This window comes from Candidatus Villigracilis saccharophilus (assembly GCF_016711665.1).
Genome location: NZ_JADJSO010000055.1, coordinates 1 through 15,386, shown reverse-complemented (window position 1 = coordinate 15,386; position 15,386 = coordinate 1). Strand labels below are relative to the sequence as shown.

The 15,386-nt window shown below is 51.0% G+C and carries 18 protein-coding genes; 16 read left to right on the top strand and 2 right to left on the bottom strand.

Features of this window, described 5'->3' with window-relative positions; translation table 11 throughout:
• Positions 1 to 2: 2 nt before the first annotated feature.
• The 16 genes from IPL17_RS17425 to IPL17_RS17350 all read left to right on the top strand — a co-directional run bounded on the left by IPL17_RS17425 (position 3) and on the right by IPL17_RS17350 (position 12,541).
• Positions 3 to 569 carry a methyltransferase gene (locus tag IPL17_RS17425; RefSeq protein ID WP_345308360.1) on the top strand — a complete coding sequence of 189 codons (567 nt, stop codon included), beginning with the start codon at positions 3 to 5 and terminating at the stop codon, positions 567 to 569.
• On the top strand, positions 563 to 838 hold the full coding sequence (locus IPL17_RS17420) for a hypothetical protein (protein WP_345308359.1): 276 nt from the start codon (positions 563 to 565) through the stop codon (positions 836 to 838). The genes IPL17_RS17425 and IPL17_RS17420 overlap by 7 nt, the downstream gene beginning before the upstream one ends.
• A gap of 134 nt (positions 839 to 972) precedes the next feature.
• On the top strand, positions 973 to 1,689 hold the full coding sequence (locus IPL17_RS17415; protein WP_345308358.1) for a hypothetical protein: 717 nt from the start codon (positions 973 to 975) through the stop codon (positions 1,687 to 1,689).
• Positions 1,686 to 4,505 (top strand): Ig-like domain-containing protein, encoded by a 2,820-nt coding sequence (locus IPL17_RS17410; RefSeq protein WP_345308357.1) that lies wholly within the window; start codon positions 1,686 to 1,688, stop codon positions 4,503 to 4,505. The genes IPL17_RS17415 and IPL17_RS17410 overlap by 4 nt, the downstream gene beginning before the upstream one ends.
• Positions 4,495 to 5,070: a hypothetical protein gene (locus IPL17_RS17405; RefSeq protein ID WP_345308356.1), complete on the top strand. Its 576-nt coding sequence runs from the start codon at positions 4,495 to 4,497 to the stop codon at positions 5,068 to 5,070. The genes IPL17_RS17410 and IPL17_RS17405 overlap by 11 nt, the downstream gene beginning before the upstream one ends.
• Before the next feature lie 22 nt (positions 5,071 to 5,092).
• On the top strand, positions 5,093 to 5,497 hold the full coding sequence (locus tag IPL17_RS17400; protein WP_345308355.1) for a prepilin peptidase: 405 nt from the start codon (positions 5,093 to 5,095) through the stop codon (positions 5,495 to 5,497).
• A 67-nt stretch (positions 5,498 to 5,564) separates the two neighbouring features.
• On the top strand, positions 5,565 to 5,750 hold the full coding sequence (locus IPL17_RS17395; RefSeq protein ID WP_345308354.1) for a hypothetical protein: 186 nt from the start codon (positions 5,565 to 5,567) through the stop codon (positions 5,748 to 5,750).
• A gap of 1 nt (position 5,751) precedes the next feature.
• Positions 5,752 to 6,165 carry a TadE/TadG family type IV pilus assembly protein gene (locus IPL17_RS17390; RefSeq protein ID WP_345308353.1) on the top strand — a complete coding sequence of 138 codons (414 nt, stop codon included), beginning with the start codon at positions 5,752 to 5,754 and terminating at the stop codon, positions 6,163 to 6,165.
• A complete protein-coding gene (locus IPL17_RS17385) occupies positions 6,162 to 6,605 on the top strand; it encodes a pilus assembly protein TadG-related protein (protein WP_345308352.1) in 444 nt (147 codons plus the stop codon). Before IPL17_RS17390 ends, IPL17_RS17385 begins: the two co-directional genes overlap by 4 nt.
• Before the next feature lie 31 nt (positions 6,606 to 6,636).
• Positions 6,637 to 7,086 carry a hypothetical protein gene (locus IPL17_RS17380; protein WP_345308351.1) on the top strand — a complete coding sequence of 150 codons (450 nt, stop codon included), beginning with the start codon at positions 6,637 to 6,639 and terminating at the stop codon, positions 7,084 to 7,086.
• Positions 7,087 to 7,100: 14 nt separating this feature from the next.
• On the top strand, positions 7,101 to 8,363 hold the full coding sequence (locus IPL17_RS17375) for a hypothetical protein (RefSeq protein WP_345308350.1): 1,263 nt from the start codon (positions 7,101 to 7,103) through the stop codon (positions 8,361 to 8,363).
• 186 nt (positions 8,364 to 8,549) lie between these two features.
• Positions 8,550 to 9,335, top strand: a complete 786-nt coding sequence (locus IPL17_RS17370) for a hypothetical protein (RefSeq protein WP_345308349.1) — start codon at positions 8,550 to 8,552, stop codon at positions 9,333 to 9,335.
• 260 nt (positions 9,336 to 9,595) lie between these two features.
• Positions 9,596 to 10,753 carry a hypothetical protein gene (locus IPL17_RS17365; RefSeq protein WP_345308348.1) on the top strand — a complete coding sequence of 386 codons (1,158 nt, stop codon included), beginning with the start codon at positions 9,596 to 9,598 and terminating at the stop codon, positions 10,751 to 10,753.
• Positions 10,754 to 11,081: 328 nt separating this feature from the next.
• The gene (locus IPL17_RS17360) at positions 11,082 to 11,207 is read left to right on the top strand and encodes a hypothetical protein (protein ID WP_345308347.1); all 126 of its coding nucleotides are present in this window, start codon (positions 11,082 to 11,084) and stop codon (positions 11,205 to 11,207) included.
• Between the two features lie 235 nt (positions 11,208 to 11,442).
• A complete protein-coding gene (locus tag IPL17_RS17355; RefSeq protein ID WP_345308346.1) occupies positions 11,443 to 12,060 on the top strand; it encodes a hypothetical protein in 618 nt (205 codons plus the stop codon).
• Between the two features lie 79 nt (positions 12,061 to 12,139).
• Positions 12,140 to 12,541, top strand: a complete 402-nt coding sequence (locus tag IPL17_RS17350; protein ID WP_345308345.1) for a hypothetical protein — start codon at positions 12,140 to 12,142, stop codon at positions 12,539 to 12,541.
• A gap of 985 nt (positions 12,542 to 13,526) precedes the next feature.
• On the opposite strand, the gene IPL17_RS17345 is transcribed toward IPL17_RS17350, so the two are convergent.
• On the bottom strand, positions 13,527 to 13,898 hold the full coding sequence (locus IPL17_RS17345; RefSeq protein WP_345308344.1) for a hypothetical protein: 372 nt from the start codon (positions 13,896 to 13,898) through the stop codon (positions 13,527 to 13,529).
• A 141-nt stretch (positions 13,899 to 14,039) separates the two neighbouring features.
• Entirely contained in the window at positions 14,040 to 15,068 is a 1,029-nt protein-coding gene (locus tag IPL17_RS17340) for a tyrosine-type recombinase/integrase (RefSeq protein WP_345308343.1), read from the bottom strand.
• Positions 15,069 to 15,386: the final 318 nt, after the last annotated feature.

Genomic DNA, 15,386 nt, shown 5'->3' with positions numbered 1-15,386 from the left:
CTATGAACATCCTTCTTTCTGAAATCACCAACATGCTCGGTGCTGCCTTCTTTGTTTTTCTCTTCATCATTCGGGTGATGCAATTTTCGGATGGAAATATTACCGCCATCCTGCTCGCCCTGCAGGCTGCGCTGGCTGCGTTTTTATTGGTAATGCATAAACCTGTCGAACGCATCGGTCATCCATTGATATCGATGATCGCCTGGCTGTGTGCTCTGCTTCCGCTTGTATTCATGGTGGATAGAGCGAATGTTTTGTATTCATTGCCAGGCTTGCTTCTGGCGCTGTGGTCGTTGATCGTACTTGGCTTCTCCTTCTCCATTGCGCCTGAAGACCGTGGGGTTGTTATACGGGCTCCATATTCTTTTATCCGTCATCCGATGTATTTGGGCGAGAGCCTGTCACTGCTTGGCTTGTGCATCTCCTCAGAAAATCTGTGGAACTGGTTTGTTTTGCTCTTGTTCATATGTTTGCTCGTGGTGCGGATCCATGCTGAAGAACGCGTGATCGCAAATTATGAGCGGTACGGGAAATCCGTCCGCTGGAGGTTGATCCCTTTCATATGGTGACAAAGGAAGCCGTTGCTATCTATGTGGACCTGCTATACGACTGGCTAAATATGCTGCTGCGCGGAAACGCCCGCTCGCTTTTTTTCATCTGGTTGAGCGACCACACGAACGCGCACATTGAATGTGATGACAAACAGAAATTGGCCGAGTGGCTGCTGGAATTCAAAGAACCGAAGAAGTTGTGCGGTGAGGTGCTGATCATCCATGCCGAAATCCTATGGTGGTCGCATGTGCCGTGTACACAAGAGATTGAAATCAATGCGACATAGATCTATTTCTCCATATTGGTTATTTTTTAACGCGCTCCTGTTTTGGGGTGTTATTCCCTGGCTTTATCTAAATTGGGACAGGCTGGTCTCACGCTACGCTGCCCTGGTTGTTTGTATAGGATGTTGAAAAGAAGATGATAAGAAAAATTCTCGACCCCTACAAAGTCTTTATTTCATTATTGATTGCGATCGCGTTTTGGATCGCTCCATTTGGAGTTGATCGAGAATCGATTCCTGTCGAAGATAGTTATACAACGATCGATGAATTTTCCCTATACCCGAAACTGATCCAGGCCATTGTGCCAGAAGTCTCTGCGGCTTGCGCGCCCAGTTGCATGGAGGCAGTCTGCCTAAAATGGGTTCCGATTGGAGGAAGCTGCCAGCCTGAAAATCCCTGGGATATTGGCTGTTGTACGAGATATGGATCGGTGTGCAACGAAGAGCTGCCCGGCTGCGGACCCGAAGAACCCCCGCCGCCACCTCCCCCAACATATTCACCTCCAACTGTGTCCGCCGCCCTGACCTGCACCAACTGGGGCAATTCGAGCTGGTGTATCAATAACGGAAAAGTTGTGCTCAGCGCATCCGATCCTCAAGGATTTGCTGTGACCCTCAGCGGGAACTTCACGGTCAATGGATCCAACACACCATATTCATGCGCCAACCCGTGCAGCCTGACAATGCCATCTGGAAGCGGGACAGTGACCTACACCGCGACTTCTGCGACATCGGGGCTGTCCAGTGGGACGGGAAGTATCGCGTTCTATTTCGATCCTGGAACCCTGTCATCACAAGCAGCACTTCGGGTGCGCAAAGTGGAAGCTGGCACACCAGCGCAAGCCCAACAGTGACTGTGGCATCAAGCGACGCGATTTCAGGCCTGGCATCTCTTTCCATTACACGGAATGGGACAGCTGTTACCTCACCTTTCTCCCTGGCAGAGGGTACGCATAATATTTCAGTCATCGCGACGGATGTTGCGGGGAATCAATCCTCATCCTCTTTCACTGTCAAAGTGGACAGCCTCAAGCCCGTCATTTCATTCAACACCACTGGCTTATTGAATGGAGCCTGGTACCGAAGTGCGACGGTTGCTGTTTCTGCGACCGATGCCACTTCGGGATTACAGACACTGCTCATCACCGATAACGGTTCTGCCAAATCCTCGCCGATCGCACTCTTTGATGGCGCGCACACCATTTTTGCAACCGCTACAGATTATGCCGGTCATGTTAAGGCGGCATCATTAAACATTCAGGTGGATGGAACTCCTCCGAGTATTGTCCCATCCATCACTGGCACAGCAGGGAATGCGGGTTGGTGGGTGTCGCCTGTAAATATTAATGCCGCGTTCAGTGACGCATTATCGGGCGTTGCCACTCAATTGTTCTCGCCGAACGCAGGGACAACCTGGATGGCACTGCCGTCCAGTATTTCAACGGATGGCATTCATCAAGTTGTATTCAGGTCTTCTGACAACGCCGGGAATTCAGCGGAAATAAATAACACAGTGAAAGTTGACAAGTCTGCGCCAATCCTTTCCGTTTCACCGACAGGTACGCTTGGCGAGAATGGCTGGTATGTCTCCACGGTGCAAGTGAGTGCGACTGCTTCGGACGCAACATCTGGACTTGCCCTGTTCAAGTACATCCTGGATGGAGTTTGGAAAACTTACACCAGTCCATTCATTCTTGGAAATGGCATACACACTGTACAGTTTCAGGGATTGGACAACGCAGGCAATGTTACGACGACGAGCTTGCAAACATTTCAAGTTGATACGACAGACCCAGTAATCACACCGACAGTTAGCGGCACGAGCGGTTCGAATGGCTGGTATACCTCGAATGTGCAAGTGAGCGCTTCTGCGACTGACGCCGGTTCGGGAACTACCCCTTTGAAAGTATCAGTGGATGGGAGCGGATGGCAAAACTATTCTGCGCCGATCACTCTGACTGATGGATTGCACACCGTCCAGTTCCAAGTGACAGATATCGCTGGTAACTCGACCACTACAAACACCGCGCTGAAGGTTGATACAACCGCGCCGCAAATGCTTGGCAATGTGACAGGCACAGCCGGTGACAACAGTTGGTATGTTTCAGGAGTAACAGTACAGTCAACAAACACGGATAGTACATCCGCGATCGCTTCTGAGAAATACCGTCTTGATGGCGGTGCGTGGCAGACTGGAACGAGTATCCCCGTCTCGGAAGATGGTTTTCATACCGTTGATTTTCTGGCGATCGACAAGGCGGGGAATCAAAAGACGATCTCTCAATTCTTCAAGATCGATCAAGTTCCGCCGCAGATCACACTGACACCCACGGGAGATTCAGGCAGCAATGGCTGGTATGTCTCCAGCGTTTCGTTGGAAATGCTTTCGAATGACACAACCTCGGGGCTGTCATCGGCGGAATATGACCTGGATGGAACAGGTTGGAAACCGTTAGTAAATTCGATCACGCTCACGGATGGCAGGCGCAGTATTCTGGCGCGTTCAAAGGACAAAGCGGGCAACTCGACAACGGCATCGATCCTGATCAAAGTGGATACAGTTCCACCAGTGCAGGCGCTTGTCCTGGACGGCGTAACTGGATCAAATGATTGGTATGTCTCGGATGTGCTCGCCGATGTATCGACTTCGGATGTCACCTCTGGAAACGTGATCACAACCATCACGGATAATGGCGGGGATGCGAGTTTCGATCCGATTACGTTGACCGAGGGGATCCATACCCTGCACTATATGGCGGTGGATGAGGCCGGAAACAGTGTCTCCGCATCTGATGTTGTTTCTGTTGATACCACCATTCCAACAAACATACTCTCATCGCCTTCTCCCAATAGTGTTGCGATCGACACAGTTCAAGTTGGCGGTCAGTCTGCCGATCTGACATCAGGACTCTCCACTAATCAGATCTCTTTTGACAATGTCACCTGGCTTTCCCTGCCGAGCGCCATTCCCGATTGGTCGTATGACTGGGAAACGGCAGATCTTCCGAACGGTTCATTATCCATCTTCGCGAGGAGTATTGACCAGGCGGGGAATACAGGAACTCCATCTCAGATCAAAGTAGTGCTTGATAACCATCCGCCGTTCCTGGAATTATCGAATTCATGGAATGTCTGGGAAAGCGGAATCTTGTCGGTCGAACCGAACGTAACGCCATTGGAGAGTGTCAGGATCGTAGTGCATGACGCATTGCAGCGCTACCCGGATGAAGTCATTTACTTCGATCTGCCTGCGCCAGAAGTAGTGACGTGGGATCGCGTGATCGGACCTGGTAACGCGCCTCCAGGTTCATATCTTGTGGAGGTCGAGGTGTGTGACATTTATGGTGTGTGTTCGAAAGCCACCGCCACGATCATCGTTCCGGAAGGTGATCTCATTCCGACCGCAGAGCCATTCGTATTTCTTCCACGTATTAATCAGCCGCCTGTCATTGCGCCAACCCAGATTGTGATCCCGACCCAACTTCCACAGGCGGTTGCGATTCCCCCGCAGCTGGAACCTGTTGTTGTCCCGCTTCAGCCTCTTTGGACTGCGGCCCTTGTGACCATGTTTCTCTTCATGTTCGCTGTTCTATTGTTGCTCGATCCACGTCCAACGGCCTTGCGGTCGCTGGCGAAAACCATTCAAGGAGTAATAAATCATGACCGTTGAAATCTCTGTTGCAATACTTGTCTTCTTTCTCACCATTATCCTGGCGGTATATAACCAGCGCCAGGCTTCCGCGCTGCGCGGTATGGAACGCCTGGTGCAGGACTTCGTCGCCATGCAGATCCGCGACCGCCGCACTCGGCACATCGATGGTCTTGCCGATCGCATTGATCCGCTGGATTGGCTTGCGCGTCAAGCCAGTTCGGAACTTGATACACCGCTGATCATCAGCGATGTGATGCGCGTGGTACAGGATATTCAGGCTGTTGAATTGCGCGCCTCCGACGGCTTGCGTGTGATCGTGTCCACCTTGCCCAAATCAGATGTGATGAGGTTTGACCGTCGCCTGCGCGCAATGGGTATAAAGAAGAACGCGGCGGAGCGCGTGGCTTCCTTTGCTTCGCGTCCCTTGCTTGGAAAGTCGCGCTGGGGCTGGGGAGTGCAGACGATTGAACGGGTCATGTCGCAGGCCAATGAATTCTTTGACATCGAAGCGGACGCGGTGTCTGAACGGCTCGGTTTGAAATGGGGCAAGCCATCCCGCTTGTATTTCTATGTCGTCAAATGACATTTTTCCTGGATACGCAATTGTGATATTCATCCTGACCATCGGCGGCGTGCAGGATTGGCAGCATGGCGAAGTCAGCAACTGGATCAGCATCCCACTCTTTATCATGGGTGTGCTCGCTTCCATTCTGCGCGTGTTGTTTTTGGATGACATGCTCGCTAGCGCTCTGTCCCTTTTTGCGATAACGGTCATAACGGCTGCCGCTTTCAAAGGCTGGATGGGCGGTGCGGATTGGAAAGTGTTGATCGGTCTTTTTGGGCTATGGCCGCTGGCAGGATTCGCGGCGTTGGTCGTTGCGGGTGTATGGGGCAGTCTGGTCATTTTATTCACAGGAGATCGCAATGCGCGTTTTCCCGGTGTGACCGCGTTCGCTTTTGGAGCCTGCTTGACTTTTTTTGTGAAGGTCTCTATAATCCTTTTTGAATGAGGTGTGATTTTCCCTTGGGAAAATCGCGCCTTTTTTTGTTTCCATTTTCAAATTTCAAGGAGTCGCTATGTTAACTAAAATTCAATTCAATCTCTATCCTCAATTATGCCGCATGCTCTTCGATCGTCGCGGAGATGACTACGGTGAAAAAGCCGTCATCCTCGTGCTGGTTGTACTGGGCGGTGTCGTTGCGTTCGCGGCCTTCGGTGGCAGGATCGTGGATTTGATCGGTCAAGCCACCACTGGAATCTAAAATGTTCCTGCGCCTGCTTCATTCACGCCGCGGTGATGAATTCGCCGAGACAGCCATTGTCATGCCTTTGATCGTATTGGTCACGATCGCGCTCATGAATCTCACTATGGCCGGTTTTGCCAGTGTCAACGCCAACAACGCCGCGAATTATGGTGCGCGTGTCGGAAGCGTTCATCAGCAAGGTCCAGCTGGCGCGGCATACACCGCAGCCATGCAATCCACCGCGTATGCAAGTGTGGGGGATTACTCGGTGTCTGTTTCAGGCGGCGGCTTTCCTGGTGCGCAGATCAATGTTCAGGTGGACTGGAGCGTCCCCAACCTGATGGGCGGCCTGCTGAGCTTCATCGGTGGAGAAAGCTCAGACGCCGATATCAAAGGCAAGGCCATGTCTGTGTTTCGTCAGGAGGGTTGGTGATCGGTCGCTTGTTGATGTCACGCAAGGGTGACGCGTATGCCTGGTTCGCAGCCATGCTGGTGTTTGTCTTCATCCCGCTCGCGTCTCTTAGCATTGATGTGACACGCATGATGTACGTCAGAGGACACCTGCAAACCGCAAACGATGCGGCCTGCCAATCGGCTGCAGACGCGCTGGATACTAGCTTGTTCATTGCGACCAATCAGAAGCGCATTGAGCCTGGGCTGGCTCGTTCCCAGGCAGCGCGCGAGTTTTCCGCGACGTTGAATGATGCGGGCAGGATCCGTTACACCATTGAAGGATTTTCCATAAATTTCCCCGCGCCTACTTTCGCTCATTGCATTGCGACGGCGAATGTCCAGCACATCATTCCAATGACCCCAAATATGCGTGTGGTGATCGAGACCACTTCCGAGATGCGCGCACTGACAATGCCGTGATAGTGGATAGTGAGAGGTTCCAGAGGTAATCGTGCCATTTGAATTCGATTTCGATTTTCGCAAGAAGGAAGACCTGCTTTGGCTGATCGGGTTTGCGTTGATTGTCATTGCCGCGCTGGTTGGCATGGCTCACATGGGCCAGAACGCAACTCCGCTGGATACTGGCGAACCGCGCTTATTGGAATGGTCTGATTGGAGACTGCTTCAAGCGCAGCGAGCATACACCGAGGAACTCTCCGTTTTGCGAACAGATGCCATGCGGTTGACGAAGGCATTGGAGCAGAAACCTGACCCCGTCGCGACACAATTTCTGATCGAGCAGATCACGCAACACACGAAAGAAGGAGATCCGTCTCTTGAGAGTGCGCGTCTGGCTTTGGGAATCGCCGCATTGAATGTGCGCGACTGGTCCACTGGAACATTGGATCGCGACACAGCTATCCTATCTGTTCAGGACGCGCTGCCTCTTCTACAACAATAATTATGGACACAACCTTGAACACATCACATCAACGCGCCATGGACGATCTTCTGCAGGCCGAACGCGATCTGCGTACCAAGAGCGAAGAAAACACCCGCGCCATGCGGCAGGTGTTGATGGTGACTGCCAACCGCCTTGATGGGATCCGAATGCAAGCGCTGCAGCGGAGCGACCCTTCCATCCCTGCCAGGTGGGGGACGTTGGAATGGAAGAAATTCTTCGATGATATTCCCATTCCCTCAAAAGGCTGGGGAGACAGCATAACAACTGCCCCTGACAAACGAGTGGAACGCAAACTTCAAAAAAAGATCACTGAATTACAAGCCGCCCTGGATCAGGCTGAGCTTGAACGGACAAAGGCCATCCTTGTGGAGACACCTGTCTCTTTGCCAGAGGAAATCAAAAATCCAGAGCAAGTATTGGTTGTTGCTGATGAGATCGGAAATATTCCGCCAGATGCGACACCCGCGCTGACCGTCATTGTTGAAGATGCCAGGAGGATGCATGAAAAATATCCAAAGGAAACTCCTTCTGCTTTCTCTAATATCTTAAGTGGCGGTGGACGAACTGGGGGCGACCTAACACGTGTGTTCAAACGCTATTGGCTGGTCCTCTATCTGATCGGGCGTTGGAGATTGGCTGCGACCATGGAGTTGGAAGAAGTGCTCGCGGAAACGGTGAAGGTATCAGCTGGCTCCGGTTCGATGCGGCGTGTAATGTTGGATTTGGAAAAAGCCAATGTTCTGATTTCCGAGATCCTTGAACTTAACTCGTCGCAAACAGCGTTGAGACTATACCGATTTTCAGCCGAGGGTGAGAAGTTATACCAATCCTTATTTGGATCACGGCCATTAGAAAATGACTGGTCACGTCTGATCCGCTTGCATGAAGGCGCACGTTTCCCTGCGCACACCCTGGCAGTGCTTGCTTTTAGTATGCACGCGCGGAAGCGCGGTTGGGCTACGAAAGTGCTGCCGGAAGTTTCTGGATCGAGATCCATGGCGGACGTTTGGCTTATGCGAGCCAATGAACATTTTTATGTTGAAGTTGAATTATGCGAAAAAGAACGTGACGGCGCCAGGTGGAAAAACCTTTCTTCTCTTAATGAGGGACACGTGGCGTTGTGTGCGGTGAATCAGAAAGCGCACACACGGCTGGTTGCTGAATGCAAACTTGAAAAATTTCCAGGGTTGGCGACTAACCTGGAAACTCTGGTGAGTGGCAAGTTCAAGAATATCAACTCGGAGTCGCCGCTCTGGTTGGAAATTTGGAAGTAAGGGAGGGTGTTCTGCGGAAGACCATCTGAACTCAGACGATCTGCCGCAGGCTACCCGCCTGACACAGAACCTTACCAATTGAAAAGCGCCGGACGGAAGCCTTCGTTCGCGCGTACTGAATCAAACACCCAGACATTGCGTCCTGGTGTTTGCCAGGGCGCGCATTTTTTCTCACGGAGGTATTCCATGGATATCAAGAACCACAAGACACTGACCGGCATGCTGCTGGAAAGTGTGGCGGCCAGGCTCGATGCTGAACTGCCGAAGGACGCTTACAAAGCCGTGCCTGGCGCGGCAGACCTGACCGACATCGACCCCAACTACATGCGCAAGATCTTGAACGAGGTCTTTGGCTTGTGCGGTATCGGCTGGGGCTACAAGTATGACTCTGCCGATATGCACACCGAGATCGAGGAGCGTAAACGTTCCAGCGGTCAAGGCACACGCCGCGTGTATGTGGCCACGCTCAGACGCCTGACCTTCTGGTACAAGCTGAGCGCCGCGGACGATAGTGTTGTGACCTGCGAGATCGACGCCTCAGGCGGAAGCGACAACGATGTTGAAGCCTACGCCATGAAGGGCGCGATCACCAACGCGCTCGGACATGCTTCATCGAACCTCGGCTTTCAGGAGTCAGTCTACCTGGGCAAGCGTTCTCACAAGACGGTTGGCAAGGCGACCGCTTCAACAAAGGTCGCTGTCCCCGCAGCTTCAAAACCTGCGCCGAAGGTCGCCAAGCCCATCGTTGTTGCTCCCGCTCCTGTTCCGACAGGGATCGATCCCGCTGGTTTTGTGATCCAGGTTGGGCAGCGCGCCGGGCAGAAGCTTGGTGATCAGGATCGCACGGTGATCGAGTGGTATGCGAACTCGATGAAGGCCAGCAATGATCTTCAGTCCACCTTGCAGAACGCGGCTCGTTCACTCTTGAGCGCCCGTCCCAACGGGCACAAGCCTCAGCCTGTCGCTGGCTAGTCCAACGGCTCTTTCATAGGTTCTGCTTTTCCTGGGAGGCTTTGCCGCCTCCCAGCTTTGCAAGTTCCCTCCGTGATTTGATCGCGGGGTTACTGATGTTGAACTTTAACAATTTACAAACGAGTTTTATACAACAGACATTGGTCTGTTAGTTTTACTTGGAATCCATCCCCGGCAGGGGACGTGGACGCTGTTCCCCTGCCTGTTAATTTAGATACAAAAAAGAAAAATCTGAATTTCGCACAATAAGGAAAATAATCATGCCCGCAAAAAAAACATCAACAAAAAAAACTGCCATCGCTCAAAAGACTGCTGAAGAAAAGATTGTCATTGAGCAAGATAAGGTCGAAACATTTGAGGATGCTTTTGATAGAGTTGTGAAGCAAGCCATTGCTGAACCTGTATCTCTACAATTGATACCTCGCGAAGAAGAACAAGTTGAGATGGAAGCGATTGCGAAGCCTGTACTGACACAACAACTCATGCTTGCAGCGCCAAAACATCTTGCACCGAAAAAGGAGCATCCTGCTCGCCCACTTCCACAAGCCAGAGAACAATACGATCTTAACCAAGTCGTTGTCAGCGGCGTGATCGGTTCAGTATGGGGCAAGAATAACGATGTCTTTGCCCGCATGGCTTTGTCCTTGCGCGGAAGACTTGTTGAAAATGATGACAACTTCGCCTCCCACATCACATTGCGTTTCGCGGATGGAATGATCGCGGGTATGCCAATCTCTATTCAGCCCGGTGATGTCTTGAAGATCCGGGGCTATCTGGTTCATAGGGAGTATCACGAGACATTGAGGAAATTTCTGGACGAAGCCAATGCGATGAATTTCCTGGATTACGTGGATCCCGCTGATCTGCAAGCCTGGCGCGCTTTGACATTGGAGCGCCGCAACGGTCTGGTAAATGCGCTCTCGATGTCACTGATGGACGGAAATGGAAATCTGATCGAGCATTTTGGTGATCCCATCCAGGAGAAGTGTAGCAATCGCGCGCAGGTGGAAGGGATCGTTGCGCGGGTTTGGGAGTATCGTCACGCTGAAGGCATTGACCTCTTTGCCCGTATTGCCATCTACGATGAACACACACCTGTTGACTCAAAACACACCGGCAACTTTGGTCGCGCGCGCAGAATGGCGCACTACATCACCATCCGTTTTTCAAACGGAAAGACTTCCTCCGGTGCGACTCTGCGTTTGCAGGAAAAGATGCGCATCCGCGTGGTAGGGGAACTGCGTGACAAGGCGCAGCTCGTGACCTTGCGCGATGAACTGCTCAAGACTGGTTCGTCTGCGGTCGCAGCCATGATGCAGCGTGTTACCGACGCGGGTCAATTATCCGAGATCAAGAACCAGCAGGAAAGCCTGCATGTTCTCGCTAGCGCGGTGGTGGTGTACTCCTCGAAAGGATGAATTATGATGGATGAATAAGGGCGAGAGCAAAAGAACAAAAGACCTTCCTTGCCTCTTTCCACTTCTCATCACACGTAGCATTTCGCCTTTGCCTTTTTTCTTTGCTTTCTTCATCCTTCATCATTCATCCCTCATCCTTTTCTCTTCTCCTTTCCTCTTCGGCATAAAGCGCCCATCCAGGTTCGCGACCTGGGGGAGGACCTGCCCGATAGGGCAAACAAACACTTCTCCTTTCTATCTCCTCCTATCCTCACCTTTGGCAACGGGTCATTCACATCTCGCGTTGCCCTTGGGCGAGTCTCTTCATGGAGGCGATAGCCAGGCGCAGATGTTTGTCGGGAGCGGCTATTCGTCGCTCCCATCTTCATCCCGTGCGAACTTGTATTTCCTGATGGAACAGTTGGGCGATGTTCCGGGTTCGATGCCCGGCGGGATGACTGAGTTGGTCGAATGACCTTCTCCGGAAGATAGTAGACCGTTACCTGAAAATAATTGGAGCGAACCTTTGATGATGCCTGCACTTGGCTTGCATCTCTTTGGCTCGCTCTTTTTGTTTTCCTGTACCGTTTTTATTGTTTTCTTGAAGTTTGGGCTAACCGCCCCATCTGCATTTGGCGCTTTGCGCCTGTGATTAGAGTGGCCTTTCGGTCTCTACTCACTACTTTCAAATCTATATGAGGTGAAATCTAATGAAACGTTCCATGTTCGTATTCCTGTCTTTGCTTGTGATCGCCGCGCTTTCCGCCTGCGCTCCGAAAGGGACTCCCACGCCGTCTGTCGCAGATCTTCAATCCATCGCGATGGCGAATGCCCAGACGCAGATCGCCTTGACCGCTGCTTCCATCCCAACCGCCACGCAGCTGCCGCCCACGCTGGCGCCAACTCCCATTCCCGTGCTGCCAACTGAAATACCGCAAGAGGTGATCGTAGTGCCGCCTGAACTTGCGCCTGTCGCGCCGCTTGCCATTCCAGAAGATGTCAGTGTGTCCAGCGATGAAAACCCATGTAATGAGCCGCTGAGCAAGATGAAAGGTCCGCACGTTGAAGTGACCTTCAGCAACAAGACCAAAGGCAATGTGTCGCTCTATTTATATAGTTATACAAATGTATTTGGATGCGGCGTCGGTGATGTCACCCTGGCTCCCAGCGAATCTGTGACGACCAGCGTCCCGAAGGCTTGTTATGACTTCTATGGCTGGATCAGCGGTCCCAAGGATTCAACCCCTACAAGTTACGGCTGCTTGAATTTTGATCAGACCGTAAATGTTCGTCAGGATGATCTAGTTTTCACAGATCAAATTCAGTAGGGCAAAAATATGAAGTTGCCATTGCTGCCTTGGCCAAGCAAGAGGTATGCAATGGCGGCTTTATTTAATAGAGGTTGATATGACTGAAACGATTCATTGTGCCGTATGCGGCAAACCCATTCAGATCTGCGCGTCGCATGTCCCCAGGCGTGCAACCTGCTCCGTGAACTGCCGTATCCCGTGGCAGCGGAAGTTTGAGATCGATCCCGAAGAACTGCTGCTCGCTGTTTGGACTGAACCTGTGACGACAGTTGCCGCATCTTTCGATGTCAGCGACAAGGCCATTGAGAAACGCTGCAAGCGGCTTGGAGTTGTCAAACCGCCGCGCGGATATTGGGCGAAGATGCAATATGGCAGGTCACATGAACAATCCCTGCTTGCGCTTGGTTGGGCTAAAGAGAAGATTGAGACGCTGGGTGAAAGCCTGGCGGTCGCCGCGGATAGTGTCCGTGCGCAAGAGGTAGTTTTAATTCCTGTTTGAGAGCGCCGAATGTTGTATTAATAAATTAGAAAAGGAAAAAAATGGGTAAAAAACTTACCGACCTTCAAAAAAGTTATAAGGCATCTCCCCAATTGGTTCATACTATGTTGTCGTTGAAGATGAGGGCGAATATGTTCTGCGGATTGTGGATAAATTTATTTCACTGAACTCGCATAAGATGATGTTGGAAATAAAGGAAATCCTATGGTCAGACACGATGCGGAAACCTTGGACCAATGTCACTTACCTGGAATTGGAAATGCTCCAAAACGGCAGATACTCCTATGCTGACGAGGAACAAATCCAAAAGTTCGAGGCATGTGAGCTACAGGAATTGAGAAAGGTAAAAAAAGCGAAAAGAAAAAAACGATAAGGACATCCGAGGTGCGATAACTTGTATGTTTGCTCCTGCTGCGAAATGCGCACACCAGGTCCGTGACCTGGCAGGAGATCTTCGGGCATGTCCCGAACGTCCGCAGCCGGTGACGTAAAACGGCTCTAATAGTTTGCTGCGGAGGTTGTTGGATGTCCCAACCGTATAAACCGCAGCGCCCCGCGGGCACAGGAGAGTCTTGACGAAGACCTCCTCCCAAAAAGCGAGGAGAGTCTCTTGATGGGACTCTCCTCCAGGGGAATTTGGATTATTGAAAATATCAGACAAAAGCGGCGATCAAAAATATTACGACAATGACGAAGATCATGATTGGTTTGCCTTTGTCGTTTTTGAAATGGAGATTCTAATCATTGCTGAGTCGTGGATGCTTTTTTGAAAACGATTGGCAAAGGTTGAACTGAAGCTGTTATCCTAACAGACAAATAATCAGGCGGTCCCTGCCTGATAGCTGCAGGAACTGCCTGTGAAGTGATCAGTTAGACCGTCGAATTTTTAATGCAAAACCAGTTAAGGAAGTTAACTGGTTTTGCATAGCTAAATCCCTGATTAATATTTCCAATAAGCCAGTAGCCAGTCTAATGTCTTGAAACATTATTTACTCGGAATGCGTGCTGCGGCAGATCGTAAGAGTTCGGCCACGCGCTCGGGGAATTCCCCTTTACTGATATACATATCAGCGCCAACTGAGAGAGCAACTTGCTGATGGGAATCCAGATGGCCGATGAGTACAATGGCCAACGCGGCCAGGCAAGCCTTTCGGAGTTCATCCAACGCTGTACGTTGCTCCACGGGGAGTAAATCCCATTCCACCAATAACATATCCAAGTGGCTGCTTGGAACTTGAGTTAACGTGGTTGACCAGTCCGCCGCTTCACCAATTACTTCCATTTCCAGGTCGAGTAGGAATAGCTTCAGTGCAGAGCGTTCTTCACGCTTGGAATTGCCTAGATATACGCGAGTCATAGCTTCATCTTAAGACAAGCACTTTACCAAAGCAACACCCATCTGGGGAGTTTTGTTCTCCCCCAAGTGGGGGAGAACCATTGTTGAAAATATTACACAAGCCATAAAAGAAAATTCCCTTTTTTATTGATGCTCACGCGCTTACGCCGCTTCCGCATGATCCAGAAGAGCGGCAGCTTTCTCAATCTCGTTGCTTCCAGGCGCGCCATATTTTGATGCGGTTTTTACCGAATGGCCGAGCATCTTGGCCCTGGTCTCGATATCAACTCCAGCGGTGCGAAGCATGAAAGCACAGGTGTGACGCAGAACATGAGGGGTGACATCCTCGACGCCAGCATGTTTTGCAGCATCGGATACCATATCCTGTATGGCTCGCACCGACAACCGTTCACCATGTTTTCCGCGCACGCGAACGAACAACGCTTTCTCCTTTTCATTGCCAACACCCAACTCATCACGCAGATCCAACCATGCTTGCATCGCCTTGCGGGCGGGGAGCGGGATGGCGGTGTGTCGCTCCCTCAGTCCCTTGCCTTTGCGGATGTGGAGTGATCCGGACTTTTCCTTTAGCGCAATATCGCCTACATTTAGATTGCAAGTCTCGTCCACACGCGGACCGGCGTACATCATTAGGAACACAATAGCGCGGTCGCGAACTAATCGGTGATCAGCATTCTCGAAAACATTCTTTTCCACAGTGCCGTTGCGCTTTCGTTTTGGAACACGGGGAAGCCACGGCTGCTGGAAAGCAGACTCGAAGCGTGACCGATCGCTGTCGCTTAGTCCGCGCGGTTCAGGTTCCGCTTTTTCAGGCAGACGCAAGCCGTTCGTGGGTTCATGCTCGATGAGTTTCTCCGCTTGAAGATATTTCGAAAATGCCCGCAGGGAAGACACCTTACGCAGGACGGTGGCGTTCCCCACTCTTCGCTCCAAGTAATAGATGTAATCCTGGATCAGTTTTTTGTTCAAAACAAATGGATCGCGCTGCAGGACAGCGACAGTCAGCGGCTGACCTTCGGTCTGCTCCCACCAGGTGAGAAATTCGCGCATGTCGTAGACATAGCCGCGGATCGTATTTTCAGATGCGCCAGCTCTGATGCGGGAAGGTAAATGTGAGGCGTGCAGGTGATCTTCAAAGGCTTCGAGGATGCTTTTTTGTGTTGTATCCATAGTTTTATTCCCGGTATTTATCATGCTGTTGTTGATTTTGCGAAGTGAGAATGACATCATCCTGACCTCGTTTTCGTGGATTATCGCCTTAGATTATACACTATTGCTACGTATAATGTAAGTTGTACGCGGTGAGAACTACACAGCAAAACACGTACTTTTGACGTGTTTTACTGTCCTTGTAGTGTCTCAAAGATAATGAGACTGGCTTCAATCCCTTCGTAGAGTGCCTTCTCTTCTATATAAATGCGAGATTATTTTATTTTTCCGAATTAAACGAAGTGGAAATGTCATGTTATTTGGCTGATTTGAGCTGTT

Bases quoted from the DNA above. Each gene is read 5' to 3' on its own strand.
- IPL17_RS17350 (WP_345308345.1), top strand. From the start codon at position 12,140: ATGACTGAAACGATTCATTGTGCCGTATGCGGCAAACCCATTCAGATC.
- IPL17_RS17425 (WP_345308360.1), top strand. From the start codon at position 3: ATGAACATCCTTCTTTCTGAAATCACCAACATGCTCGGTGCTGCCTTC.
- IPL17_RS17345 (WP_345308344.1), bottom strand. From the start codon at position 13,898: ATGACTCGCGTATATCTAGGCAATTCCAAGCGTGAAGAACGCTCTGCA.
- IPL17_RS17370 (WP_345308349.1), top strand. From the start codon at position 8,550: ATGGATATCAAGAACCACAAGACACTGACCGGCATGCTGCTGGAAAGT.
- IPL17_RS17395 (WP_345308354.1), top strand. From the start codon at position 5,565: ATGTTAACTAAAATTCAATTCAATCTCTATCCTCAATTATGCCGCATG.
- IPL17_RS17405 (WP_345308356.1), top strand. From the start codon at position 4,495: ATGACCGTTGAAATCTCTGTTGCAATACTTGTCTTCTTTCTCACCATT.
- IPL17_RS17390 (WP_345308353.1), top strand. From the start codon at position 5,752: ATGTTCCTGCGCCTGCTTCATTCACGCCGCGGTGATGAATTCGCCGAG.
- IPL17_RS17415 (WP_345308358.1), top strand. From the start codon at position 973: ATGATAAGAAAAATTCTCGACCCCTACAAAGTCTTTATTTCATTATTG.
- IPL17_RS17355 (WP_345308346.1), top strand. From the start codon at position 11,443: ATGAAACGTTCCATGTTCGTATTCCTGTCTTTGCTTGTGATCGCCGCG.
- IPL17_RS17365 (WP_345308348.1), top strand. From the start codon at position 9,596: ATGCCCGCAAAAAAAACATCAACAAAAAAAACTGCCATCGCTCAAAAG.
- IPL17_RS17420 (WP_345308359.1), top strand. From the start codon at position 563: ATGGTGACAAAGGAAGCCGTTGCTATCTATGTGGACCTGCTATACGAC.
- IPL17_RS17360 (WP_345308347.1), top strand. From the start codon at position 11,082: ATGTTTGTCGGGAGCGGCTATTCGTCGCTCCCATCTTCATCCCGTGCG.
- IPL17_RS17340 (WP_345308343.1), bottom strand. From the start codon at position 15,068: ATGGATACAACACAAAAAAGCATCCTCGAAGCCTTTGAAGATCACCTG.